Raw genomic sequence first — 22118 nt, 5'->3', positions numbered from 1 at the left:
GACCGATGTTCGCCGAACTGATTGCACGCGCCTGCAGTGGCGCGATCCACGTGGTGACGGGCGCCCGTGCGCTGTGGATCGGCTGTGCGCCGTCCAGCGAGCGCCGCGTGTACTACGGCAACCACGCCAGCCATGGCGACTTCGTGCTGATCTGGTCGTCGATGCCGCCCGCGCTGCGGCGACAGGTACGCCCGGTGGCCGCCGCCGAATACTGGCAGCGCGACGGCCTGCGCCGCTACCTGATCGATGCGGTGTTCAACGGTGTACTGGTAGAGCGTGAGGCCGGGCATCGCCAGCAGGACCCGTTGCAGGTGCTGCGCGATGCGGTCGACGAAGAGTGCTCGCTGATCCTGTTCCCGGAAGGCACGCGCAATGTGGGCGATGAGCCGCTGCTGCCGTTCAAGAGCGGCATCTACCACCTGGCGCGGCAACGGCCGGAGCTGGAGTTCGTGCCGGTGTGGATCGACAACCTGAAGCGGGTGATGCCGAAGGGCCGGTTCCTGCCGCTGCCGCTGCTGTGCACGGCTACGTTCGGCACGCCGCTGCGGCTGCAGGCCGACGAGGACAAGGCCGCATTCCTGGCCCGCAGCCGGCAGGCGCTGCTGGACCTGGCGCCGAATGGAGGGCGCGCATGAGCTATCTGATGGACATGTCCGGTGACCTGGCCGCGCGCAGCGTGGGTCAGCAGACCGGCCTGCTGTTTGCCGGCGTCGGCGCGGTGCTGGTGCTGGCCACGCTGGTGGCCGAGACCCTGCGCTGGCGGCAGCGTGGGCAGCCCAGTGCAGTGATCGCCAACCTGGTGTCGCGCATCCGCGCCTGGTGGGTGATGGCGATCGTGGTCGGGCTGGCGCTGTTCTTCGGTCGCGCGGGGGTGATCGTACTGTTTGCGATCATCTCGCTGTTCGCGCTGCGCGAGTTCATCACTCTGGCACCGACCCGCTCGGGCGACTACTACGCGCTGCTGGCCGCGTTCTACATCGTGCTGCCGTGGCAGTACTACCTGGTGTGGATCGACTGGTACGGCATGTACACGCTGCTGATTCCGGTCTACGCATTCCTGTTCCTGCCGATCCTGTCGACCATCGGTGGTGACACCACGCACTACCTGGAGCGCACCGCGAAGGTGCAGTGGGGGCTGATGATCTGCGTGTTCTGCATCTCGCATGTGCCGCTGCTGCTCAACCTGCATGTGCCCGGGCATGATCCGGCGCGCAACGTGCTGCTGTTTGCCTTCCTGGTGATCGTGGTGCAGTCCTCGGATGTGCTGCAGTACATCTGGGGCAAGCTGCTGGGCCGGCACCTGATCGCCCCGAAGCTATCGCCGTCGAAGACGGTGGAGGGCTTCGTGGGCGGCGTGCTGAGTGCCAGCGCGCTGGGAGCGGCGCTGTGGTGGATCACCCCGTTCACGCCGCTGCAGGCGTTCGGCCTGTCGCTGCTGATCAACCTGATGGGGTTCTGGGGCGGCCTGGTGATGTCGGCGATCAAGCGCGACCGTGGCATCAAGGACTGGGGCCACATGATCGAGGGCCATGGCGGCATGCTCGACCGGCTGGATTCGGTGTGCTTCGCCGCGCCCGTGTTCTTCCATGTGGTGAGGTACTACTGGAAGGCGGGCGGAGGCGGCTGATTCTGCCGGGCTTCGATCCACGCATGGCGTGGATCTACCGGTCCTGCCATCGTTCATGGGGTTGCCGGCCAGCGGCCGGCACGACCCACGCGCGCTTACGCGCTGATGCCGTATTCCTTCAGCTTCTTGCGCAGGGTGGCGCGGTGGATGCCCAGCATCGCCGCGGCGCGGCTCTGGTTGCCTTCGCAGTGGTTGAGCACTTCCACGAACAGCGGGATTTCCATCTCGCGCAGCACGATCTCGTAGACATCGTCCGCGTCGCAGCCATCAAGATCACGCAGGTAGCGGCGCACGGACTGGGCGACGTGTTCACGCAGCGGTGGCCGGGGAGCGCCACGACTGTTGTCAGGACGAGAGAGGACAGCGTTCAAGGGGGTTCCCGATTCGGTTGGCCCGTGCGCGCGGAGCGCGCGGCCGGACGAGGTGGTGGCGGCCAGTCTAGCGCGAGCGTGCCCGACCTGCCACGGCTGGTCGCCTCTATCCTGCTCAGAGGAAGTCGAAGGTGAATGCGACGGTGGATGCGGCGGGTTCCTGCACGCGGAACGCAATGCGTGCACTCTGGCCAGGTTCCAGCACGGCCGCGCCGGGGTTCTCGCCGAGGTACTGCGCCGGTGCGAACACGCCGCTGCCGATCACCCGGCCATCGGCATCGGACAGCGACAGGCGCAGATCCGGCCAGGCCTGTGCCCAGCGCGCATCGTTGCGGATGCTGGCCTGCACCTGCAGTACGCCGGCCTGGCCCGGCAGGGGGCGGATCTCGCGGCTGGTCATGGTGAACGCGGTGGGTTCATGCCAGGCCGGCAGGCTGCAGCGCAATACGCCGCACAGTGCGCCCAGCCAGGCGCGGTTGCCGGCGTCGGCGGCCAGTCGCGCACGATCGGCCAGAACGCTCTGCAGGACCAGCAGCAGTGCCAGTCCGGCGACCAGCCCCCAGTGCCAGCGTGGCGTCGGCAGTGCGCTTGGCCGCGAGGTGCCCAGGAAACTGGGTGCATCTCCGGCCACGGCCTGCGGGGCCGGAGCGGCAAGGACGGGTTCGATCACGGCCGCTTCGTCGGGGTTGACGATGTCATCGCACTGTCGCGTTTCCGCCATCGGTGGCAGCGCCGCTTCGAGGGGGGCGCGGGCTTGGGCTGGCGGGATGTCATCCATCGCCGGGTCGGGCGTGCGTGAATCGGTCGCAGGTGCAGCCTCGCCTTCCGACGCGGGGCGCAGGAAGGTGGCCAACGGGCGGCGCGGCGGGTTCGGCTCGGACATGCTCAGGGTGCGGGCTCGGATCCAGCGGTCATTCAATCACGATCAGGCGCGGCGTATGCCGGTGATGCGCATCCAGTCGCCATCCTGGGTCGCCTGCAGGTCGTCGAACCACGCGGCGTAGCGCTGCAGCAGTTCGCCTTCCTGGCCCTGCAGGATGCCGGACAGGGCGATGCGGCCGCCGGCAGCGACGCGCGCGGCCAGCAGCTCGGCCAACGCGTCCAGTGCCGAGGCAAGGATGTTGGCGACCACGATCGGGTAGGTGGCGACAGGTTCGTCCTGCGGCAGGTACACGTGCATGCGCGCCTGCTCGCCGTTGCGCTCGGCATTGTCGGCGGTGGCGACCAGCGCCTGTGGATCGTTGTCCACGCCGACCGCTTCGGCGGCACCCAGCTTCAGCGCGGCCAGGGCGAGGATGCCCGAGCCGCAGCCGAAGTCGAGCACGCGCTGGCCCTGCAACTGGCCGTCCACGGCCAGCTGGTCCAGCCAGCGCAGGCACAGGGCGGTGGTCGGGTGGGTGCCCGAGCCGAAGGCCAGGCCCGGGTCCAGCCGCACCACGGCGGCATCGGCGGCCTGCGCGGCGTCCGGCAGTTCATGGTTCCACGGCACGATCCAAGTACGGCTGCCGAAATCCATCGGCTGGAACTGGTCCAGCCAGGCGCGCTCCCAGTCTTCATCCTCGACGGCGCGGAAGCTGCCGTTGCTCCAGTCCAGTTCCGGATCGAACGATTCCAGCGCGGCCAGCAGCAAAAGCGCATTGCTGTCGGCGGGGAACAGTGCGCTCAGCACCAGGGTGTCCCACAGCGGCGTTTCACCCACGCCGGGTTCGAGGATGGCCTGTTCGTTGCTGGTGTCGGCTTCGGCATCGAGCAGGGTCACAGCCAGTGCGCCGACGTCCTCCAGCGCACTTTCATAGCGGGGCTGGGTGGCTTCGGTGCAGCGCAGGGTCAGTTCCAGGAACGGCATGGCGGTGGGGGTAATCACGGGAAAGGGGGCCATGCTAGACCATCGGAGCGTCTCCGTATCGCGTGAGATGCCACCTTGAGATGAACGGGGGCAGTTCAGACAGGCCTGCCGGGCCTTGCTAAACTCGTCACTTTCCTGTGCGCCGTGAACGCTCACCGCCGCCGATGGCCTTCGCCCCGACCCTGAAAACCTGGTTGCTCGTGCTGCCGGCGGTGGCCGTGCTGGGCGTGGCCGGGTACCGGGCCAGCGGCCATGCGGCGGGCGTGGCATCACCGTCGCCGGACCTGCCGACCGTCGTGGCCAGCCGCGACAGCGGAGCGGCGTTGCCGGTGGTGCCGGAAGCCCTGGCGCGCCGGCTGGCCACCGTCGAGCGCGGCAACACGCTGCCGTCGGGCCTGCCGCTGGACCTCCGCGCCGACATCGAAGACGCCAGCGATCTGTACGCCTACGCCCAGCGACTGCGCGTGCAGGCCGATACAGGTAACCATGAAGCGCGCTGGATGCTCAGCCGCGTGTACGACTATTGCGCGCAGTACGCACTCGATCCGGGTGGCTACCGCTTGGACAACAACGTGTTGAGCGGGTTGGGCCTGACCGCGGCGCCGGCGATGATCGAGGCCCGCGAGCGCGTGGCGCAGCGGTGTGGCGGCTTCGTTCCGGGCGACAAGCTGGGCGCTGCGCTGGTGCTGGCCGAACGCCGCAAGGCGGCCGCGCAGGGCAACCTGGCCGCAGAAGCATCGTTGTTCGCCGAGGGTGAGCCGTTGCATGACAGTGCCGAGTACCGCCGCGACCTGGTCGAGCGCGTGCGCACTTCGCGTGACCCGGAGGCCTATATGGCGATCGCGCCGGGCATGGGCGTGCGTGCCGCTGGTGACAGCGCACTCGACGGCCTGGTGGCGGGCGAACAGCTCAGTGAGCTTGCATGGCGGCTTGCGGCCTGCGAACTCGGTCTACCGTGTGGAGCGGACAGCGTGCTGGTCAACAGTTTTTGTGCGAACGGAGGGATCTGTTCGCAGGATGGAGCGCAGGATTTCCGGGATTTCGTGTATGACGCTGCGGTATCGCGGCAAGGTGCTGGGAAAATGAAGGAATGGATCAAGCGATTGATTGGAAAGAGGGACGGGCGATGAATTACCGTCGATTCCTGCATGGGGCCAAGTTCTGGTTCTGGGTGGCGCTGTTCGTGGCCTACTCTGCCGGTGCGGTCGGCCTGCTGATGATCGATACCTACGAGGATCGGTACCGGCATCTGTCGAAGGTGGAACTGACCACGGTGAAGGCGCAGGAAGACGTGCGCCGCGCCGGCGCCAGCCAGGTCGCTGCGGTCTATCGCGCGCAGACGGGCATGCCGTTCGCTTCACTGCCGGCTGGCAGCACTTTCCAGGTAGTGTGGCCGGATGGCTCGACCGAGACCATGGTGATCGTCGATCCGACCTCGCCCAATGGCGTGCGGCCGCTGGCCAATTCGCAGATTCCGGCGACCGCGGCGGACGCGCGCTGAGGCCGCATCAGTAGAGCCGAGCCATGCTCGGCTGCACTCGCCCGCAAGCCGGGAACGGCTCGGCGCTGCCGGAAGGAAAACAGAAAAGGGCGGGGATATCCCCGCCCTTTCCATGTCCAGCATCGGGTGACGATCAGGTCAGCGCGATCGGCTTGTTCTTGCGCTCGGCAAGGCGCTTTTCCAGGTAGTGGATGTTCTGTCCACCGGCCTGGAAGCCCTTGTCGCGCATGATCCGCTGCTGCAGGGCGATGTTGGTCTTGATGCCATCGACCACCATCTCGCTCAGCGCCACCCGCATGCGGGCGATGGCGGTTTCGCGGTCCGGGCCGTGCACGATCAGCTTGCCGATCATCGAGTCGTAGTTGGACGGCACGCGATAGCCACTGTAGATGTGGGTATCCACGCGCACGCCGGGGCCGCCCGGCGGATGGAAGCCGGTGATGGTGCCCGGGCTCGGCACGAAGGTCTCAGCATCTTCGGCGTTGATGCGGCACTCGATTGCATGGCCGGTCAGTACCACGTCGCTCTGCTTGATCGACAGCTTCTGGCCAGCGGCGATCTTCAGCTGCTCGGCCACCAGGTCGATGCCGGTGACCATTTCGGTGACCGGATGTTCCACCTGGATGCGGGTGTTCATTTCGATGAAGTAGAAGCGGCCGTCCTCGTACAGGAACTCGAACGTGCCCGCGCCGCGGTATCCGATGCGGATGCAGGCTTCGGTGCACACCTTGCCGATCTGCTCGCGCTGTTCGGCGGTGATGCCCGGTGCCGGTGCTTCTTCCACCACCTTCTGGTGGCGGCGCTGCATCGAGCAATCGCGTTCGCCGAGGTGGATGGCGTTGCCCTGTCCGTCGGCCAGCACCTGGATCTCCACGTGGCGCGGGTTCTCCAGGAACTTCTCCATGTAGACCTCGCCATTGCCGAACGCGGCCTTGGCCTCGCTCTTGGTGGTTTCGATCGAGGTCTTCAGCGAGGCTTCGGCGTGCACGACGCGCATGCCACGGCCACCGCCACCGCCGGCCGCCTTGATGATGACCGGATAACCGATCTCACGGGCGATCTTGGTGTTGGCGACGATGTCATCGCCCAGCGGGCCGCCCGAACCGGGCACGCACGGCACGCCGGCGGCCTTCATCGCGCGGATGGCTTCGACCTTGTCACCCATCATGCGGATGGTGTCAGCCTTGGGGCCGATGAAGATGAAGCCCGACTCTTCCACGCGCTCGGCGAAGTCGGCGTTCTCCGACAGGAAGCCGTAGCCGGGGTGGATGGCCTGGGCGTCGGTGACTTCAGCAGCGGCGATCAGTGCCGGGATGTTGAGGTAGCTCTGCGGCGACGGCGCCGGACCGATGCAGACCGACTCGTCGGCCATGGCGACGTGCTTGAGGTTGCGGTCGACCGTGGAGTGCACGGCCACCGTGCGGATGCCGAGGGTGTGGCACGCGCGCAGGATGCGCAGCGCGATCTCCCCTCGGTTGGCGATGACGACTTTGTCGAGCATGGCGCGCCCCTCAGCCGATCACGAACAGCGGCTGGTCGAACTCCACCGGCTGGCCGTTCTCGCCGAGGATGGCGACGATGGTGCCGGACGTGTCGGCTTCGATCGGGTTGAACATCTTCATCGCTTCGATGATGGCCAGGGTTTCGCCTTCCTTGACCTGCTGGCCCACGGTGACGAAGGCCGGCTTGTCCGGGGCGGACGAGGCATAGAAGGTGCCGACCATCGGCGAGCGCAGCACGTGGCCTTCCGGCAGCGCCGGGCCCGGCTTGGCGGTGCCGCCGGTGGAGGCTTCGGTCGGCGACTGCATCGGCATCGCCTGCGCCGCCGGCGCCGCCGGGGCGGCGTACACCGGAGCAGCGACCGGTGCGGCATAACCAGCGACCGGAGCGCGCGACAGGCGCACCGACTCTTCGCCTTCCTTGATTTCGATTTCAGCCAGGTTCGACTCTTCCAGCAGGTCGATCAGCTTCTTGATTTTGCGCAGATCCATGAGGGCCTCTTTGGTTTCTATCTAGGTGAGGAGAGCGCCGTGGGCGCCCGGGTCGACAATCAGGTGGCGGATACGCGCAGCAGCGCCGCGTCCATCGCGTAGCGGTAGCTGTCGGCACCGAAGCCACACACCACGCCCACCGCCTTGTCGCTGAAGAAGCTGTGCTGGCGGAAGGGTTCGCGGGTATGCGGGTTGGACAGGTGGATTTCGATGAACGGCACCGCCACCGCCGCCAGCGCATCGCGCAGGGCCACCGAGGTGTGGGTGAAGGCGGCGGGGTTGATCAGGATGAAAGCGGTTCCGTCGTTGCGCGCAGCCTGCACGCGGTCGACCAGCACATGCTCGGCGTTGGACTGCAGGCTCTCTACGGCGTGCCCGGCGGCCGAGGCCTGGGCAACCAGGGCCCGGTCGATGTCGGCCAGCGTGGTGTGGCCGTAGACCTCCGGCTCGCGGGTGCCGAGCAGGTTGAGGTTGGGGCCGTGCAGGACCAGCAGCTTCGCCATGGGATCCGGAAGACGGGAAAGGGCGGCAGTCTGGCGGAACCGGCGGATGCTGTCCAGTTCGGCGAAGTTTGCAGCGTTTCAATCGACCGTTTGAAATCTGCGGAAGCGCTTGCGGCCCTATGCGGGGCGGCGGATCAAGGCGCGCTGAATGCCTTGCGGGCGGGGGATGGATGCACGTAGGCCGACGATGGCGGCAAGGGCCACGCCGGTCGATCCGCGCCAAGCGCGGGCGACGGGGCCGGCGGTCAGTAGATCCACGCCATGCGTGGATGAAGGAAGTTCCATATGCAGCAAGCTACGTACGCACCGAAGGGCAGGCCCCGGTTGCGCAGCAAGCTACGCACCCACCGGAAAGGCGGGTCAGGTCTCCAGCGGCACCGTCGGCACCACGTTCGGGAACACCTCTTCCAGCGGTTCCGGCTGCCCGGGCTTCGGCGCCGGCCAGTTGTAGGCATTGACCGGCTGCGCGCGGTTCACCCACAACGCGTAATACAGATGATCGGCGCGGCCGTCCCCGGTGTTGGGATGGATCAGGATGGTCAGGCCCAGGCTGTTGAGCTGCAGCCAGGGCACCAGCACGGGGAGCAGGTCGTTGGTGAAGCCGAAATAGAACGAGGGCGTGACATGCGGCCCACGCGGCTCAAGGTTCCAGTTGCCCAGCTCCACCGGGAATCGCTCGGCGGCCCAGCGCCGTAGCAGCGCGGCCTTTTCGAAGCTGTCCTCATCGAAGTAGACGTGAGCGTGGTAGCTCTTGATGTCGGTGTAGGCGCGCGGGCGCGTCGGAAGCGTGGCCTCGCCGGGACGCACGCTGGCCGGGCGCGGGGTAGGCTCGCTGGCCGTGGCCTGGCCCCAGGGGCTGCGGCCTTCCGGTGCTGGCGGCACGATGGCCCGGAAGCCGGGGCGGCCAGGCTCGGTGGTGTTCACCGCGTCGTTGCCGCGCGGTGCTGCGGCGGCGGTCGAGGCACTGGCCAGGCCGCCAGCGGCCAGACCCGCCGAAGCGATCAGGCGTCGGCGTGCGGGCGAGAGCAGGTCGGCCCAGTGGGTGTCATCGTCGCCGGCATCGATCAGGGTCTGCGGGTCCGGGTGCATCTGGGGCTCCGTGGGGCACTGTGTGGCAGGCAAGCACGCTCGGGCAGCGTGCACGGTGGTGTCCAATAAGCAGCCGGCATCACCTCATGCACGTTGGCCCACGCCGTGATTGAGTGCCGCCGCGGGGCGGGCTAGGGTGCAGGTCCGCCGCCCGGGAACCCGCCATGACCTCGCTTGATGCCGACACCCAGCGCAAGCGCGCGCGTTTCCGCCAGCTGCATGCGCGCGGTTGTTTCGTGCTGCCCAATCCGTGGGACGTGGGCAGCGCCCGCTACCTGCAGCGGCAGGGCTTCCAGGCACTGGCCACGACCAGTGCCGGCTGCGCCTGGAGTGAAGGGCGACCGGATGGGGCGGTTTCGCTGCAGGCCACACTGGAACATCTGCGGCTGATGGCGGCCGCGACACCGCTGCCGTTGAACGCCGATTTCGGTGATGGCTTCGGCGCCACGCCACAGGCAGTGGGCGAGGCGGTGGCGGCGGCCATCGACACCGGTATCGCGGCGCTGTCGATCGAGGACGCCAGCGGCGTGGCCGATGCGCCGCTGCGGCCGATCGGGCAGGCGGTCGAGCGACTGTGTGCAGCACGTGCGGCCATCGACCGCGCGGGGGGCGATGTGCTGCTGGTCGCGCGGGCCGAGAATTTCTTCGTTGGCGTGCCGGATCTGGAGGACACCCTGCAGCGCCTGCGCGCCTATGCCGAGGCCGGCGCCGATGTGCTGTATGCACCGGGCATCAGCACGCGCGCACAGATCAGCGCGGTGGTTGCCGCTGCGGGGGCGAAGCCGGTGAACCTGCTGGTGGGTGGACCGACACCGCTGAGCCTGCAGGACATCGCCGCACTCGGCGTGCGACGGGTCAGCCTGGGCGGTGCGCTGGCGCGAGCTGCGTGGGGTGGGTTGATGCAGGCGACCCAGCCGATCGTGCAGGACGGACGCTTCGATGGCCTGCAGCAGGCGGCTTCGGGCGCGGCGTTGAACGCGCTGTTCCGCTGACACACACCCAGGCCTGCAATGGATCCAGCCCGGGCGTGGATGGACGCGCGCCTGCGACTACAGCGCTTCCATCCCACCCCTGGGCAGCGTCACGCCCGGCTCCAGTGCCGGCAGCAGTTGCCGCAGCAGTGCCGGGTTGTCCAGCATCGCCGCGCCGTCCAGATAGCGCCATTGCGTTGTACCGACGCGTCGCACAGCAACCATGAATGACGTGCTGCGCATCGGCGCTTCGCGCACGCGCAGCAGTGACTGGCGCGGTACGAAGCAGACTTCCTCGTCACCGGCCGCATAGGTGCGGCCCGGCACGCCTGCCTCGTCGCTGATGATGGTGACGCCGGCCTTGCGCAGCGCCTTCACCGTGTCGCGGGTCGCCCGCGCATAGGCCTCGTCGCCACCGGCCAGCTGCTTCAGGCTGGGATGGGTACGCGCGATGATCAGCTCGGTATCGCCACGGGCGAAGGCGCCCATCATCGCCTGCACCTCCTTGCGCAATGCGGCCGAGTCTTCCGGACTGAGTTCACCGGCCAGCGCGGGCGTAACGTCCATTGCCATCGGCAGGGCCAGCAGAAGGGCAAGCAGATACCGGTGCATCGTCGGGCAGCTCAGCGGGAACCGCCGCACTATACGTTGGACGCGAAAACAGCGTCCCATCGGTGGCGCTGGTTTCCCCGGAATCGATACTTACCATTGGTAGGTATTGATGTCTGGAGATCCCCATGCACAGCCTCATTGTCATCGCCCACCCTGAGCCCGGTTCACTGACCCACGCGATGGCGCGTCGCATCGGTGATGCCATTGCCGCGGCCGACACCGGCAACACCGTGGCCTATGCCGACCTGATGGCCGAAGGCTTCGATCCGCGCTTCAACCCGCAGGACCAGGCGTTGTTCCGCAGCACCGGCGCGGTACCCGCCGATGTCGCTGCCGAGCACGCGAGGCTGGATGCCACCGATACGCTGGTGCTGGTGTTCCCGTTGTACTGGTGGTCGTTCCCGGCGCTGCTGAAAGGCTGGATCGACCGTGTGTTCACCAACGACTGGGCCTACGCGCAGGACGCGCAGGGCAGGCTGGTGAAGAAGCTGCAGCGCCTGAATGTGCATCTGGTGGCGCTGGGCGGCGCCGACGCAGCCATGGTCGAACGTCGTGGCTACGACGCGGCAATGAGGACGCAGATCGACATGGGCATCTTCGACTATTGCGGCGCACGCGTGCTGTCGTCCGACCTGCTGTTGGACGCCGATACCGGTGCCGCTGAAGCGCATCTGCAGACCGCGCTGGCGATCGGCCGTAAAATCGGTGTTCCGATGCGCTGATCGCCGTGCTCCGCCGATGCCCGCCAACGCCACCCCCACGCGCCGCCGAATGACCCGGGAGCAACGCACCCGCCAGTTGCTGGATGTGGCCTGGGCACTGGTTCGCGGAGAAGGTACCGGAGCGTTGACGCTGGGGCGGCTGGCCGAGGCGGCGGGCGTGACCAAGCCTGTGGCCTACGATCACTTCGTGACCCGCAATGGCTTGCTGGCGGCGCTCTACGATGACTATGACGGACGCCAGACCGTGGTCTTCCACGAGCGCATCGGCCGCGCCCGGGCGCAACTGGTCGATCGGGCGGCGGCCATCGCCTCCGGCTACATCGACTGCGTCCTCAGCCAGGGCAGCGAAGTGCAAGGCATCCTCGCCGCGCTGGTGGGGGCGCCGGAACTGTATGAGGTGCGACGGCGCTACCAGCAGGATTTCATCGACAACTGCCAGGTCTGGCTGGGCCCGTTCGCAACCGGCGGCACGGTGTCGCTGGCGGGGCGCTGGGCCATCCTCGGTGCGGCTGAAGCCCTTTCAGAGGGTGTTGTTGCCGGCGCGTTGGACAAGGCCGGTGCCGTGGCCGAGCTGCAGCGGCTGATCGTGGCGACGGTCAAGCGGCGCTGAGCCGCACGAGCGGTCAGCCGCCGGCCAGAGCGGCGAATCCCGCGGCCAGCCGGTCGCGCACCAGCGCGTCGCGCGCGTCGCGGCTTGCAGAGCCCAGCACCACGGTGATCAGCCGTACCGGCTGGTCCCGCCCGGGTACTGGCCGGCACGCGGTGGCGGCCAGGCAGAAGCCTGCGGCCTGGGTGTAGCCGGTCTTCAAGCCGTCCACGCCGTCTTCGCCGAGCAGGGCGTTCTGGTTGTTGCGGTTGAAGCTGCCATGGGCGAACGCGCGCTGCGCGGTGATCGCCAGGATCTGCGGATGGTCATTCAGCAGGCAGGCGGCGAGTACGGCCATGTCGCGCGCGCTGGAGGCATGGTGCGGTGTGGTGATGCCCGACACGCTGGCAAAACAGGTGCTGCCCAGCCCGAGCTGGCGTGCGTGCCGGTTCATGCGTTCCAGGAATGCCGCCTGCGATCCGTCCAGGTGGCGCGCGATCGCCAATGCAGCGTCATTGCCGGAAACCACCATCAACCCTTCCAGCAGGCGCGCCAGGGAAATTGTCTCGCCGGGCACCAGGCCCATGCGCGTTTCATCGTCGGCGACCGCATGCACGTCGTCGACGGCGATGGGGACTTCGTCGTCCCACGAACGCCCGCGCTCTTCCACACATTCGTAAGCCGCATAGGCGGTCATCAGCTTGGTCAGCGAAGCCGGTTGCCTGGCGATGTCCGCGTTGTACTGGTGAATCACCGCAAAGGTGGCCGCTTCCAGAGTGATGGACGAGGCCGGTAGGGGGGCAGGTGCAGCAGAGGGCATGGCGGCGGTGATGACAGCGACAGCCAGCAAGGATAGTCCGCAGCGGCATGAAGCCGCACTGCCCAAGCGCCGCAGTGCACACGGTAACGCCCGGTTGCGCCCGGGCTGTTGACGAGGCAGCCTGCGCACATGCAATCGGATATCCGCATCGACGGTCGTGTCTTTGCCTATGTCTTCCCCTGTGCGTGGGAAGACTACGCGAAGATCGGCTTTTCACGTGATCCGCTCGGACGCATCAGCGCATTGCACCGGCGCTGGTTCGAGCTCTTCGACCTCGACGCCGGTGCACTGGTGGAAGCGGAAAGCGAGCGCGATGCGCGGGATCTGGAGCTGCAGCTGCGTTCGCCGTTCAAGGCGCACCGCGCACCGGCGCCGATGACGGTCCAGGACAAGGCCGGAGGCCACACCGAGTGGGTACGTGGTGCCAACCAGGCGTTGTTGCTCGCGGTTGATGCGTTGGGCGAACAGGGCTATCGCTGTTTCCCGCTGAAGGCATGGCTGCGGGCTGCGCTGCGCGTGCGCATGGACCGGCTGCACGACTGGGCGGCGGTGCAGCTTCCGGAAGAGGAAGGCCTGCGGATGCCGGGCGGCCCCGGCGAGGGTGTGCTGCGGGACACCCTCGACGGTTGTCGGGCATTGGATATCGATCCAATGCCGTGGCTGCCTGAACACGTCCAACGCTGGTATGCAGGTTGAAGAGCGTTCAACGGGTTCGCGGCCGCTGAACCGGCGTGGCCGGTTGCGGCGCGCGCGGCGGAGCCGGTGTGGACGGGCCGGCCAGCTGGCGTGCCAGCTCGGCGCTGGCCACGTGGCCGTGCAGGAACAACAAACCGCCGAAGATGTTCATGAGCGCGCCTCCACTTGAGTGGATTGCACGATACGGGCAGCATGAAGCGGCAAGAAGCGACATTTCCGCAAGCGTGACGTGAGAGGATTTCAAGCCTGATGTCCCGTGCTCCGCTCCATGCCCTGCAGGGCTTCGTGGCTGCCGCCCGGCTGGGCAACCTGTCGCGTGCGGCAGCGTCGATGAACCTGACCGTCAGCGCGCTCAGCCATCAGATGCGGCAACTGGAAGAGCGGCTCGGGCAGCCGCTGCTGATCCGCCAGCCGCGGGGTGTCTCGCTCACCCTGGAGGGACAGCGCCTGCTCGACCAGGTGGGGCCGCACCTGGATGCGATCAACGAAGCCTTCCAGCCCTATGCGGCGCGTGCCGAGCACGTACTGACGATCAGCGCGGTGCCGTCGATGGCGTCGGCGTGGCTGGTACCGCGCCTGGGTCATTTCGTGGCTGAGCACCCACAGATCGAGATCAACCTGCAGTCGAGCGAGCGCCTGGTCGATTTCGAGCGGCAGCGCCAGTTCGACGCCGCGCTGCGTCTGGGCAGCGGGCAATGGCCGGGCCTGGTGGTGGAACCGTTGTTCGATGAATGGCTGCTGCCGATGGCCAGCCCGGCGCTGATCGAACGCATGGGAGGGATCGAGCGCGTGCCGCTGAACCAGTGGCCGCTGCTGGGTGATCCGGACGGCGCCTGGGGCGCGTGGTTTGCATTGAGTGGGCAGAGTGCGCCGGCGCGGTTCGTGGCAGTGCTGGATGATTCGGAGGCGCACCATCGCGCCGCTCTGGACGGCGTGGGCGTGGCCCTCGGCCGAGTGACGCGGGCGAGGCTGCTGCTCGACTCCGGCCAGCTGGTCGCACTGTCCAGCCAGCGCCTGAAGACGGCGTGGCCGCATTGGTTGGTGTACCCGCAGCGCTCGGCCAGCCATCGCGGCTTCCTCGCCTTTCGCGACTGGTTGCACGCGCAGGCTGCTGAGCATGTGCGACACATGGCAGACGCGCATCCGTAGCGTCGCGGCATGCTCGACCATCGCATCTGCATCTGTAGAGTCGGGCCACGCTCGACTGCGCTTGCGGAGGGCGAGTCGAGCATGGCTCGACTCCAAACTCATCGCACCAGCGTGACCGCCTGCCCGCCACGCGCGAACGCTTCCTCCAGCAACGGGCCCGCCTTGATCGCTTCCACTTCCTCGAACAGCGCCCGCAGTGCATCGGCGGGGCGCGAGGCCGGCGCCGCGACCGCCTGCTGGATCACGGTGAAACGGTCGGCCAGCACCCGATGGCCGGGATGTGCCTTCGCCCAGGCCGCCAGCGGCTGGCGCACGCCGGCCGCGGCATCCAGGCGCTGCTGATCGAACAGGGTGATGGCCGCCGCCGACGTCTCGGCTCGCTCGATCATCGCGTGGCGCAGTTCACGGCTGAGAAACAGGTCGTAGGCTGCACCGCGGCCCACCGCGATGCGCAGCCCCTCGCGGTCGAGGTCGGCCACCTGCTGCGCAGGGCTGTCCTCGCGCACCAGGTAGGTGCCTTCGATCTCCACATAGGGGGGCGCTGAAGGCGATGCGGTCGGCACGCGCCGGATCGATCGCCAGGAAGGCCAGATCCCAGGCATCTTCGGCGGCCGCGGCAACCACCGAGGCTGCGGCGTCGTGGCAGGTGAAGCGGGCCTGCACGCCCATCCGTTGCGCCAACGCGGTCGCCAGTTCCAGTGATGGACCGCGCGGTGAGCGCGCATCGCCCTGTGCCAGCACAGGGTTGCCCAGGTTGATCGCCACGCGCAGGAAGCCGTGCGGTGCCAGGGTACGTCGATGGTCGGACAGGGACATGCAGGACTCCGCGCTGAGGGCGCTCCCAGCATGCCATTGCTGCCCTGCAAGGGGGTACCAGTGTCCGGTTATGCTGCGGGCATGAACCCCATCCTGCACGTCGAAATACCGGCCAGTGATCTGGGCCGGGCCATCACGTTCTACCAGCGGTGGCTGCAGGTGGCGGTGGACGAACCCATGGTGCTGCACGACTGCCGGATGGCCTACCTGCCGTTTTCCGATGAGGCCGCCGGTGCCAGCATGGCGCTGGTGCGGGGGGCCGACTATCTGCCCTCCGTCCACGGTGCGCGCATCTACATCGGCGTCGATGACCTGGAGGTGAGCCTGGAGCGTACACTGCAAGCGGGCGCTGCGCTGCGCTTCGGACCGGCCGACGCGGGCGACTGGCGCGTGGCCGAGATCTTCGACAGTGAAGGCAACCGTATCGCGCTGCAGGCGCGCGCGGTTGCGTAGAGCCGAGCCCATGCTCGGCTGCTGTTGACCCAGCAGCCCAAGCTCAGCCGAGCATGGGCTCGGCGCTACAAGGTTGCGGCGCGTGAGCGCTGCAGCCAGTTGTTGATCGCCGGGTCCAGTCGCGGGTCGTCCGGCAGCTGCATGCCGAAGCGCTGTTGCAGCACGGCACGCACATCACCCACATCATGCAGCGGGCGCTTCTCCGGTGCCTGCCCGGGGCAGTACTCGGTGTAGTTGCCGCTGCCGATCGTGCGGCGCCAGTCCGGCCCGGTCAGCGATGCGCGCAGCTGGCCGGGGAAGCTGGAATCGGGATGGGTGCACACGTACCAGTTGCCCACCACGTTGTCGATTGGTGCCGGCGCCTGCAGGTCGAACCGATACATCGCCCGCCAGCCATCGTGGGACTCGGCCGACAGCACGAAATCACCGTTGCCAGGCAGTCGGCGCAGCAGGTAGCGCTCGTGCGGCGTGGCCTGTGGCTGCGGATCATGCAGGCGCAGCGGCACGGTCGGGGTCAGGCTGCCGAAACCGGCATCCACCAGCCAGTCATCGCCGTCCACCTGCACGCGCAGCAGCAGGTGGGTGCGTGCGGTCAGTTCGCCGTCCTGGGCGGCCAGCAGCACGCGCGCGCTCAACGGCTGTGCATCGAAGCCCAGCGCCTGCAGCAGTGCCAGCAGGCCGCCGTTGAGTTCGAAGCAGTAGCCGCCACGACGGTCGTCGAGCAGCTTGCGCTGCACGCTGTCCAGGTCGATCGGTACTGCATCGCGCAGCAGGCAGCTGAGGGTTTCGAACGGCAGCAGTGCGTTGTGGCGCTGCTGCAGCAGGGTCAGGCCCGCCAGCGTCAGCGGTGGCGGTGCATCCAGCTGCAGGCGTTGCAGGTAGCGGGGGACATCGAGCGTCGTCATGCGCGCGCCGGGCGGGGGAGGGAGATCTACTGTGCTCCCCCAACCGGGGTTGAGGTCAAGCATTGCGCGGGTGTCATCCCCCTGTCGCCTGTGCCGGGTACAAAGGCCGCGTCCGCCAGCAATCGGTGGGAGTGGACCAGGAGCGCCCTAAAGTTGTCCTGAGTCAGGCCGATACAGATGCGTCTTTCCGCCTGGAGTCTGTCATGTCGGCCGTTGTCCCCCACCTCCGGTCCCTGCGCACGCGCCTTGCTGCGTTGCACTCGGCGTCCCCTGGGCTGCTGCGCTGGCTGCAGCCACATCGGCTCAGCGTGGCCAACAAGCTCAAGGCCACACTGTGGATCTGCGGCCTGGGCCTGGTGGCGATCGCTGCTGTCTACGCCTGGACTGGCCATGCCAACGCACTGGCTGCGCGCAGCCAGGCCAGCTACCAGCGCGGCAGCGATCTGGCTGCCAGCCTGTCCACGCGGGTGGCCGAAGCGCGTCGCCTGCAGGCCCAGTATGCACGCAGTTTCGATGATGCCGACCGCGCGCAGCTGTTGGCCACGCAGAAGGCGTTGCAGACCGATCTGCAGGCGCTGCGCGCGATGCCGATGGATGCTGGCCGGCGCAAGGCTCTGCAGGCGCTGACCGAAGCCGCCGACGCGTTCTCGCAGGGTGTGGCCGCCCTGTTCGAACGGGTCGACGAGATGGGCCGTGGTGATGCCGGCCTCGCTGCGCAGCTGCAGCAGTCCGCCGACACTCTGCAGGCGCAGGTGGATGTGCAGCAACGGCCCGCGCTGGCGCTGTCCCTGCAGAAGATGCGAAGGCAGGAGGCACTGCTGCTGCTCGACGGTGATTCCACCCACGCCGACCGCGCCAGCGAGGAGAAGCTGCCGTTCGACCTCGCGCTGGCGGGCCTGCCTGCGGATGTGCAGGACACCCTGCGCACCGGGATGGAGGCGTATCAGGCCGCATTGCTGGGGTATGCCGCTGCCCGTGTCGGCCTGGATGTGGAAGCGCAGTCGCTGCTGGGTGCCGCTGCGGACGTAGCGCCTGCACTGGCCGCATTCCAGCGGGCGCAGGTGGCGGCGCTGGCCAGGGCGCAGGCACGCCAGCAGGCCGGCGCGCGCACCATGAGCGTGCTGTTCGCACTGACCCTGCTGCTGGTGGCCGGCGTGCTGATCACCAGCCTGATGCTGGTGCTGCGTGCGGTGCGCCGGCCGATCCAGGACACCCTGCGCTTCGCCAGCGACATCGCCGACGACCGCCTCGACACCACCCTGCGCGTCTACAACGCCAACGACGAGATCGGCCAACTGGCCCAGCGCCTGGTCGACATGCAGCAGCGCCTGCGCGCGCGCATCGAGATCGAGCGTGCGGTGGCCCGCGGCAACACCCGCGTGCGCCAGGCATTGGATAGCGCGCAGACCGGCCTGATGGTGATCGATGCGGAAGGGCACGTCGCCTACGCCAACCCGGCATTGCTGCAGCTGCTTGAACTGACGAACGAAGCGCTGGTGGGCAGCGACGCGGTACGCCTGCATCCGGCGTTGGCCAGCCTGGCCGGCGTACGCCAGCGCGAGGAGCGCGAGATCGGCCATGCCGGCGTGCGCTACCAGCTGATCGCCAATGCCATCACCGACGAAGGGCATTTCCTCGGCGTGGCAGTGGAGTGGCGCAGCCGCGCGCTGGAAACGCTGCTGGAAACCGAAGTGGCAGCACTGGTCGACGCCGCCGCACATGGCGACCTGCACGGCCGCATCGCGCTGGAGGGAAAACAGGGCTTCGTGCGCACGTTGTCGACCAGCATCAACCGCCTGCTGGCGACCTTCGAGACCAACCTCGGCGATCTGCAGGCGCTTCTGGCGGCGCTGGCCCGTGGTGACCTCAGCGTGCGCATGGAAGGTGAGCTGCAGGGCGTGTTCGCACGCATGCGCGACGATGCCAACGCCACGGTCGCGCAACTGGGCCGCATCGTCACCCGCATCCAGCAGGCGACGTCCAGCCTCGACACCGGTGTGGGTGAGATCGTTGCCGGTCACCATGATCTGTCGCAGCGTACCGAACAGCAGGCGGCCAACCTGGAAGAGACGGCAGCGTCGATGCACGAGTTGACCGACACCGTTGGCCGCAATGCCGATGCCGCGGGTCGCGCCGATGCCCTGGTGCAGGGGGCGGCCGCGGTGGCCCAGCGCGGTGGCGAGGCCGTCGGCCAGGTGGTCGCAACCATGCATGGCATCAGCGAGGCCTCGCGGCGGATCGGCGACATCACCCAGCTGATCGATGGCATCGCTTTCCAGACCAACATCCTCGCGCTGAATGCCGCGGTGGAAGCTGCGCGCGCAGGTGAGCAGGGCCGCAGCTTCGCCGTGGTGGCTGCGGAAGTGCGCCTGCTGGCCCAGCGCAGTGCCGAAGCGGCCAAGCAGATCAAAGGACTGATCGAGGATTCGGTGGCGCGTGTTGGCCAGGGCAACCAGCAGGCCGAGCAGGCGGGCATCACGATGGGCGAGATCGTTGGCAGCGTGCAGCAGCTGGCCGAGCTGCTGGCCGGTATCCGCAGTGCATCGCAGGACCAGCATGCCGGCATCGCGCAGGTGAAGCAGACCATCGTGCAGATGGAAGCCAGCACCCAGTGCAACGCCAGCCTGGTGGAAGAGGCTGGTGCCTCCACCGCGCAGATGCAGGCGCAGGTACACGCGCTGGCCGAAGCGGTGGGCGCGTTCCAGTTGCAGTCGATGCCACAGGCGCGCGCTGCGGCCTGATCCTGCTCCGGTAGTGCCGGCCGGCGGCCGGTACTACCCTTGTGGCTCAATACACGTCGCGACGGTAGCGCCCGGTCTCCAGCAGCGTTTCCACTGCTTCATCACCCAGTGCTTCGCGCAGCACCTGGTCCACACCTTCGGCCATGCCCAGCAGCGAACCGCAGACGTGGATGACCGCACCGCGCTGCATCCAGTCGCGCAGGGCATCGGCTGCCGCACGCAGGCGATCCTGCACATAGCCGCCCTTACCATCGCGCGAGAACGCCAGGTCCACCCGCGCGAGATGGCCATCGCCCTGCCACGCTTCGATCTCATCGGCGAACAGGAAGTCGTGCGCGCGCTGGCGTTCGCCGAACAGCAGCCAGTGCCCGTGCTCACCTGCATGCGCGGCTTCGCGCAGCAGGCTGCGCAGGCCCGCGATGCCGGTGCCATTGCCGATCAGCACCATTGGCGCACCGCCAACGCGATGGAAACCGGGGTTGCGGTGCACACGGGCCACGATGCTGGCACCGACAGGCGCATGCAGCGACAGCCAGCCCGAACCCAGGCCGGTGCGTCCGGTTTCGTCATGGACCAGCCGTACCACCAGTTCGACGGCACCGTCATCCGTACAGGATGCGATGGAGTACTCGCGCCCCGGCAGCAGTGGCAGCCCTGCCAGCCAGAGGCAGGCATCCTGCACCGCCAGCGCAGCATCGGCATCGGGCAGCTCGCGCTCGCTGGCCAGCGCCAACAGCGTGCGCGGCTGGCCGTCAATCAGCAGCGGCTGCTGGGGATCCAGCCCATGTGCCTTCAGCACCGCAACGGCGTGCCGCGCGTTGTGGCGGGGCGCGATGTGCAGGATGTCGCCCGCCTGCCACTGCACATCGGCCGGTGGCGCAAGACGGATGTGCCAGATGGCGCCGCCCACGCTGCCTGGATTGAGGCGGTCACGGCCGAGCAGGCGCCACTCGTGCATCTGCGTCGCGGTCGGCAACACGCTGTCATCGGTGGCGATGCCGGTCAGCGCGCCGAGATGTTGCTGCCACTGGCGCAGCGCCGGTATCGCAGCGGCATCGACATCGATGCGCTCGAACAGCGCACGTGCCCCGTTGCCCAGCAGCCAGCCATCGAATTGGCGGCCAAAGCCGCAGTAATGCGGGTACTGGCGGTCACCCAGGGCGAGCAGGCCGAACTGCAGGCCCGACAGATCCGGCGCTTGTGCCAGCAGCCGTCGCGCAGCGCCCCGCGCCGCATCCGGAGGTTCGCCATCACCAAAGGTGCTCAGCACGAACAATGCCTGTGCGGTGCGTGCCAGCCGCGCGGCATCGACGCGGGCCAGCGGCAGAACCTGCACTGCATGGCCGGATGCTTGCAGCTGCGCGGCAGCGCGCCATGCGAGTTGTTCGCCCAGTCCGCTCTGGCTGGCATGCACCACCAGCCACGGCGTGCCATCGCCATCTGCAGGTGTTGCTGGTAGCGACTTGCGCAGCCCGCGCGCAGCGCGCTGGCTGCTGCGCCGGTCCAGGTACAGCAGCCAGCCAGTGATGAAGAACAGGCTCATGCCCAGGCTGCTGAGCATCACCACCACCCGCCCGGGCATGCCGAAGTAACTGCCCGAGTGCAATGCGAACACGCTGGTGGCCAGCTGTCCTCCGGTGCCCTGGCGCGCGTAGGGGCGTGAATCGAGGATGGCCCCGCTGGCCGGATCCAGCTGCAGCAGATCGTGCGCGCGGTCATGCCGCCCACCGCGCTGCGACGGGTCACCGGCCATCACGCGCACATTCAGTACCTGCCCCGGTTTCTCCGGCAGACGCAGGTCGATGTAGCCGGTGCGCACGCCGGGCAGCGCATACAGCGTGGCTTCGATGCGCTCCAGGTCCAGGGCGGCGTCGGCGGCGACCTTGTGTTTGGCGGCCGGTGCGACGCCCAGCAGGGTGTTGGCTGCGCTGCGGTACCAGTCGAAGGACCACCACAGGCCGGTCAGCGCACTCATCAGGTAGATCAACAGCACCCAGGTGCCGGCCACGGAGTGCAGGCTCCACAGGAAGCCGCGTCCACTGCGCTTCCACTCCACTGCCAGCCAGCTGCGCCAGTGCCACCAGCGTCGTGGCCAGCGCAGGTAGAGCCCGGACAAGGTGAAGAACAGCAGGGCGATGGCGCAGCTGCCGGTGATCCATTTGCCGCGCTCACCGGCGGCAAGATGCCGATGCAGGTCCTCGACGAAGTCAAAGAGCGCCTGCCCGCGCAGGGCGCTGAAGCGCTCACCGCTGTAGGGGTCGAAGTACACCCAGTGTTCCTTGCCGCCAGCAAAGCGCGCCACCGACGGTCGCTGGCCGGTGGCATCCACGCGCAGGCGCTGCAGGGGGCGATCACCGCCGGCCTGCAGCAGCGTTGCCAGTTCGCTGAGTTCGAGCGGAAGCTGGCCATCAGCATGGTGTTCAGCGATCTCGGCGAAGCCGGGGTTGGCCGCTCGCAGCAGCTCATCCTCGAAGGACAGCACGGCGCCGCTGAGGCCCATCACGGCCAGTACGGCGCCGGCGGTGATGCCCAGCAGCCAGTGCAGTTGGAACAGGACGTTCTTGAACATCGAAGGAGGGGGCCCCGAAGGCTGCCGCCCGCATCCTGCGCAACAGCAAATGAGAATTAATCGCGGAATTCTCCGTGGCGGACGGGCTACGGTCAAGGAGGGTTTTGTTGCAGGGCTTTGCAGCCCTGCACCCGCTACAAGCCGGAGCAA

Annotated in this window: 23 protein-coding genes and 1 pseudogene; 11 read left to right on the top strand and 13 right to left on the bottom strand. The window is 67.9% G+C overall.

Going from position 1 to position 22118, the window contains the following annotated elements:
- Window positions 1-5: 5 nt before the first annotated feature.
- Together AC10QF_RS03005 and AC10QF_RS03000 are read left to right on the top strand one after the other, a co-directional pair.
- Window positions 6-635, top strand: a complete 630-nt coding sequence (locus AC10QF_RS03005) for a lysophospholipid acyltransferase family protein (protein ID WP_005419712.1) — start codon at window positions 6-8, stop codon at window positions 633-635.
- A complete protein-coding gene (locus AC10QF_RS03000; protein ID WP_447901786.1) occupies window positions 632-1627 on the top strand; it encodes a phosphatidate cytidylyltransferase in 996 nt (331 codons plus the stop codon). Before AC10QF_RS03005 ends, AC10QF_RS03000 begins: the two co-directional genes overlap by 4 nt.
- Before the next feature lie 95 nt (window positions 1628-1722).
- Here AC10QF_RS03000 and fis read toward each other — a convergent pair whose 3' ends face one another.
- The 3 genes from fis to prmA form a co-directional block, all read right to left on the bottom strand.
- Window positions 1723-1998 carry a DNA-binding transcriptional regulator Fis gene (gene fis, locus AC10QF_RS02995; protein ID WP_005419706.1) on the bottom strand — a complete coding sequence of 92 codons (276 nt, stop codon included), beginning with the start codon at window positions 1996-1998 and terminating at the stop codon, window positions 1723-1725.
- Between the two features lie 115 nt (window positions 1999-2113).
- On the bottom strand, window positions 2114-2881 hold the full coding sequence (locus AC10QF_RS02990; protein ID WP_494541716.1) for a DUF3426 domain-containing protein: 768 nt from the start codon (window positions 2879-2881) through the stop codon (window positions 2114-2116).
- A gap of 42 nt (window positions 2882-2923) precedes the next feature.
- On the bottom strand, window positions 2924-3844 hold the full coding sequence (gene prmA, locus AC10QF_RS02985; RefSeq protein WP_494541817.1) for a 50S ribosomal protein L11 methyltransferase: 921 nt from the start codon (window positions 3842-3844) through the stop codon (window positions 2924-2926).
- 164 nt (window positions 3845-4008) lie between these two features.
- Between prmA and AC10QF_RS02980 the strand changes: the two genes are divergently transcribed.
- Complete coding sequence (locus AC10QF_RS02980; RefSeq protein WP_065178827.1) at window positions 4009-4974, top strand: hypothetical protein; 966 nt, start codon at window positions 4009-4011, stop codon at window positions 4972-4974.
- Window positions 4971-5345: a hypothetical protein gene (locus AC10QF_RS02975; protein ID WP_005419699.1), complete on the top strand. Its 375-nt coding sequence runs from the start codon at window positions 4971-4973 to the stop codon at window positions 5343-5345. The genes AC10QF_RS02980 and AC10QF_RS02975 overlap by 4 nt, the downstream gene beginning before the upstream one ends.
- Before the next feature lie 133 nt (window positions 5346-5478).
- Here AC10QF_RS02975 and accC read toward each other — a convergent pair whose 3' ends face one another.
- The 4 genes from accC to AC10QF_RS02955 all read right to left on the bottom strand — a co-directional run bounded on the left by accC (window position 5479) and on the right by AC10QF_RS02955 (window position 8928).
- Window positions 5479-6846 carry an acetyl-CoA carboxylase biotin carboxylase subunit gene (accC, locus tag AC10QF_RS02970; RefSeq protein ID WP_005419697.1) on the bottom strand — a complete coding sequence of 456 codons (1368 nt, stop codon included), beginning with the start codon at window positions 6844-6846 and terminating at the stop codon, window positions 5479-5481.
- 10 nt (window positions 6847-6856) lie between these two features.
- Window positions 6857-7336 (bottom strand): acetyl-CoA carboxylase biotin carboxyl carrier protein, encoded by a 480-nt coding sequence (gene accB / locus AC10QF_RS02965; protein ID WP_019660824.1) that lies wholly within the window; start codon window positions 7334-7336, stop codon window positions 6857-6859.
- A gap of 59 nt (window positions 7337-7395) precedes the next feature.
- On the bottom strand, window positions 7396-7839 hold the full coding sequence (aroQ, locus tag AC10QF_RS02960) for a type II 3-dehydroquinate dehydratase (protein ID WP_494541715.1): 444 nt from the start codon (window positions 7837-7839) through the stop codon (window positions 7396-7398).
- A gap of 360 nt (window positions 7840-8199) precedes the next feature.
- Window positions 8200-8928, bottom strand: coding sequence for a DOPA 4,5-dioxygenase family protein (locus tag AC10QF_RS02955; protein ID WP_494541714.1), 729 nt, complete (start codon window positions 8926-8928; stop codon window positions 8200-8202).
- A gap of 164 nt (window positions 8929-9092) precedes the next feature.
- On the opposite strand from AC10QF_RS02955, the gene AC10QF_RS02950 reads away from it, so the two are divergent.
- Window positions 9093-9920 (top strand): isocitrate lyase/PEP mutase family protein, encoded by an 828-nt coding sequence (locus tag AC10QF_RS02950; protein ID WP_227852516.1) that lies wholly within the window; start codon window positions 9093-9095, stop codon window positions 9918-9920.
- A 57-nt stretch (window positions 9921-9977) separates the two neighbouring features.
- On the opposite strand, the gene AC10QF_RS02945 is transcribed toward AC10QF_RS02950, so the two are convergent.
- The gene (locus AC10QF_RS02945; RefSeq protein WP_049407907.1) at window positions 9978-10511 is read right to left on the bottom strand and encodes a hypothetical protein; all 534 of its coding nucleotides are present in this window, start codon (window positions 10509-10511) and stop codon (window positions 9978-9980) included.
- Between the two features lie 125 nt (window positions 10512-10636).
- Here AC10QF_RS02945 and AC10QF_RS02940 point away from each other — a divergent pair, with 125 nt between their 5' ends.
- The gene (locus tag AC10QF_RS02940; RefSeq protein ID WP_019660820.1) at window positions 10637-11233 is read left to right on the top strand and encodes an NAD(P)H-dependent oxidoreductase; all 597 of its coding nucleotides are present in this window, start codon (window positions 10637-10639) and stop codon (window positions 11231-11233) included.
- A gap of 16 nt (window positions 11234-11249) precedes the next feature.
- The gene (locus AC10QF_RS02935) at window positions 11250-11843 is read left to right on the top strand and encodes a TetR/AcrR family transcriptional regulator (protein WP_021203264.1); all 594 of its coding nucleotides are present in this window, start codon (window positions 11250-11252) and stop codon (window positions 11841-11843) included.
- 13 nt (window positions 11844-11856) lie between these two features.
- On the opposite strand, the gene AC10QF_RS02930 is transcribed toward AC10QF_RS02935, so the two are convergent.
- The gene (locus tag AC10QF_RS02930) at window positions 11857-12639 is read right to left on the bottom strand and encodes a D-alanyl-D-alanine carboxypeptidase family protein (RefSeq protein WP_171952701.1); all 783 of its coding nucleotides are present in this window, start codon (window positions 12637-12639) and stop codon (window positions 11857-11859) included.
- Between the two features lie 129 nt (window positions 12640-12768).
- On the opposite strand from AC10QF_RS02930, the gene AC10QF_RS02925 reads away from it, so the two are divergent.
- Window positions 12769-13335, top strand: coding sequence for a GIY-YIG nuclease family protein (locus tag AC10QF_RS02925; protein ID WP_155030205.1), 567 nt, complete (start codon window positions 12769-12771; stop codon window positions 13333-13335).
- 7 nt (window positions 13336-13342) lie between these two features.
- Here AC10QF_RS02925 and AC10QF_RS02920 read toward each other — a convergent pair whose 3' ends face one another.
- Window positions 13343-13486 carry a hypothetical protein gene (locus AC10QF_RS02920; protein ID WP_019660816.1) on the bottom strand — a complete coding sequence of 48 codons (144 nt, stop codon included), beginning with the start codon at window positions 13484-13486 and terminating at the stop codon, window positions 13343-13345.
- Window positions 13487-13584: 98 nt separating this feature from the next.
- Between AC10QF_RS02920 and AC10QF_RS02915 the strand changes: the two genes are divergently transcribed.
- A complete protein-coding gene (locus AC10QF_RS02915) occupies window positions 13585-14484 on the top strand; it encodes a LysR substrate-binding domain-containing protein (RefSeq protein ID WP_134730090.1) in 900 nt (299 codons plus the stop codon).
- Between the two features lie 98 nt (window positions 14485-14582).
- Here the strand turns inward: AC10QF_RS02915 and AC10QF_RS02910 are convergent.
- Window positions 14583-15300, bottom strand: a pseudogene (locus tag AC10QF_RS02910) (transporter substrate-binding domain-containing protein).
- A gap of 81 nt (window positions 15301-15381) precedes the next feature.
- Here AC10QF_RS02910 and AC10QF_RS02905 point away from each other — a divergent pair.
- Complete coding sequence (locus AC10QF_RS02905) at window positions 15382-15753, top strand: VOC family protein (RefSeq protein ID WP_227844025.1); 372 nt, start codon at window positions 15382-15384, stop codon at window positions 15751-15753.
- Between the two features lie 65 nt (window positions 15754-15818).
- Here AC10QF_RS02905 and AC10QF_RS02900 read toward each other — a convergent pair whose 3' ends face one another.
- On the bottom strand, window positions 15819-16658 hold the full coding sequence (locus AC10QF_RS02900) for an arylamine N-acetyltransferase family protein (RefSeq protein ID WP_180877953.1): 840 nt from the start codon (window positions 16656-16658) through the stop codon (window positions 15819-15821).
- Between the two features lie 203 nt (window positions 16659-16861).
- Between AC10QF_RS02900 and AC10QF_RS02895 the strand changes: the two genes are divergently transcribed.
- Complete coding sequence (locus AC10QF_RS02895; RefSeq protein ID WP_494541713.1) at window positions 16862-19399, top strand: methyl-accepting chemotaxis protein; 2538 nt, start codon at window positions 16862-16864, stop codon at window positions 19397-19399.
- 46 nt (window positions 19400-19445) lie between these two features.
- Here AC10QF_RS02895 and AC10QF_RS02890 read toward each other — a convergent pair whose 3' ends face one another.
- Window positions 19446-21968, bottom strand: a complete 2523-nt coding sequence (locus tag AC10QF_RS02890) for a PepSY domain-containing protein (protein ID WP_346474635.1) — start codon at window positions 21966-21968, stop codon at window positions 19446-19448.
- Window positions 21969-22118 lie beyond the last annotated feature (150 nt).

This window comes from Stenotrophomonas maltophilia complex sp. Om-AH-Sm3 (assembly GCF_059337855.1).
The sequence above is the reverse complement of the archived record's forward strand: the minus strand, read 5'-3'. Positions and strand labels throughout refer to the sequence as shown.

Coding starts and splice junctions, on each gene's coding strand:
- AC10QF_RS03005 (WP_005419712.1), top strand. CDS start 6: ATGTTCGCCGAACTGATTGCACGCGCCTGCAGTGGCGCGATCCACGTG.
- AC10QF_RS03000 (WP_447901786.1), top strand. CDS start 632: ATGAGCTATCTGATGGACATGTCCGGTGACCTGGCCGCGCGCAGCGTG.
- AC10QF_RS02990 (WP_494541716.1), bottom strand. CDS start 2,881: ATGTCCGAGCCGAACCCGCCGCGCCGCCCGTTGGCCACCTTCCTGCGC.
- prmA (WP_494541817.1), bottom strand. CDS start 3,844: ATGCCGTTCCTGGAACTGACCCTGCGCTGCACCGAAGCCACCCAGCCC.
- AC10QF_RS02980 (WP_065178827.1), top strand. CDS start 4,009: ATGGCCTTCGCCCCGACCCTGAAAACCTGGTTGCTCGTGCTGCCGGCG.
- AC10QF_RS02975 (WP_005419699.1), top strand. CDS start 4,971: ATGAATTACCGTCGATTCCTGCATGGGGCCAAGTTCTGGTTCTGGGTG.
- accC (WP_005419697.1), bottom strand. CDS start 6,846: ATGCTCGACAAAGTCGTCATCGCCAACCGAGGGGAGATCGCGCTGCGC.
- accB (WP_019660824.1), bottom strand. CDS start 7,336: ATGGATCTGCGCAAAATCAAGAAGCTGATCGACCTGCTGGAAGAGTCG.
- aroQ (WP_494541715.1), bottom strand. CDS start 7,839: ATGGCGAAGCTGCTGGTCCTGCACGGCCCCAACCTCAACCTGCTCGGC.
- AC10QF_RS02955 (WP_494541714.1), bottom strand. CDS start 8,928: ATGCACCCGGACCCGCAGACCCTGATCGATGCCGGCGACGATGACACC.
- AC10QF_RS02950 (WP_227852516.1), top strand. CDS start 9,093: ATGACCTCGCTTGATGCCGACACCCAGCGCAAGCGCGCGCGTTTCCGC.
- AC10QF_RS02945 (WP_049407907.1), bottom strand. CDS start 10,511: ATGCACCGGTATCTGCTTGCCCTTCTGCTGGCCCTGCCGATGGCAATG.
- AC10QF_RS02940 (WP_019660820.1), top strand. CDS start 10,637: ATGCACAGCCTCATTGTCATCGCCCACCCTGAGCCCGGTTCACTGACC.
- AC10QF_RS02935 (WP_021203264.1), top strand. CDS start 11,250: ATGCCCGCCAACGCCACCCCCACGCGCCGCCGAATGACCCGGGAGCAA.
- AC10QF_RS02930 (WP_171952701.1), bottom strand. CDS start 12,639: ATGCCCTCTGCTGCACCTGCCCCCCTACCGGCCTCGTCCATCACTCTG.
- AC10QF_RS02925 (WP_155030205.1), top strand. CDS start 12,769: ATGCAATCGGATATCCGCATCGACGGTCGTGTCTTTGCCTATGTCTTC.
- AC10QF_RS02920 (WP_019660816.1), bottom strand. CDS start 13,486: ATGAACATCTTCGGCGGTTTGTTGTTCCTGCACGGCCACGTGGCCAGC.
- AC10QF_RS02915 (WP_134730090.1), top strand. CDS start 13,585: ATGTCCCGTGCTCCGCTCCATGCCCTGCAGGGCTTCGTGGCTGCCGCC.
- AC10QF_RS02905 (WP_227844025.1), top strand. CDS start 15,382: ATGAACCCCATCCTGCACGTCGAAATACCGGCCAGTGATCTGGGCCGG.
- AC10QF_RS02900 (WP_180877953.1), bottom strand. CDS start 16,658: ATGACGACGCTCGATGTCCCCCGCTACCTGCAACGCCTGCAGCTGGAT.
- AC10QF_RS02895 (WP_494541713.1), top strand. CDS start 16,862: ATGTCGGCCGTTGTCCCCCACCTCCGGTCCCTGCGCACGCGCCTTGCT.
- AC10QF_RS02890 (WP_346474635.1), bottom strand. CDS start 21,968: ATGTTCAAGAACGTCCTGTTCCAACTGCACTGGCTGCTGGGCATCACC.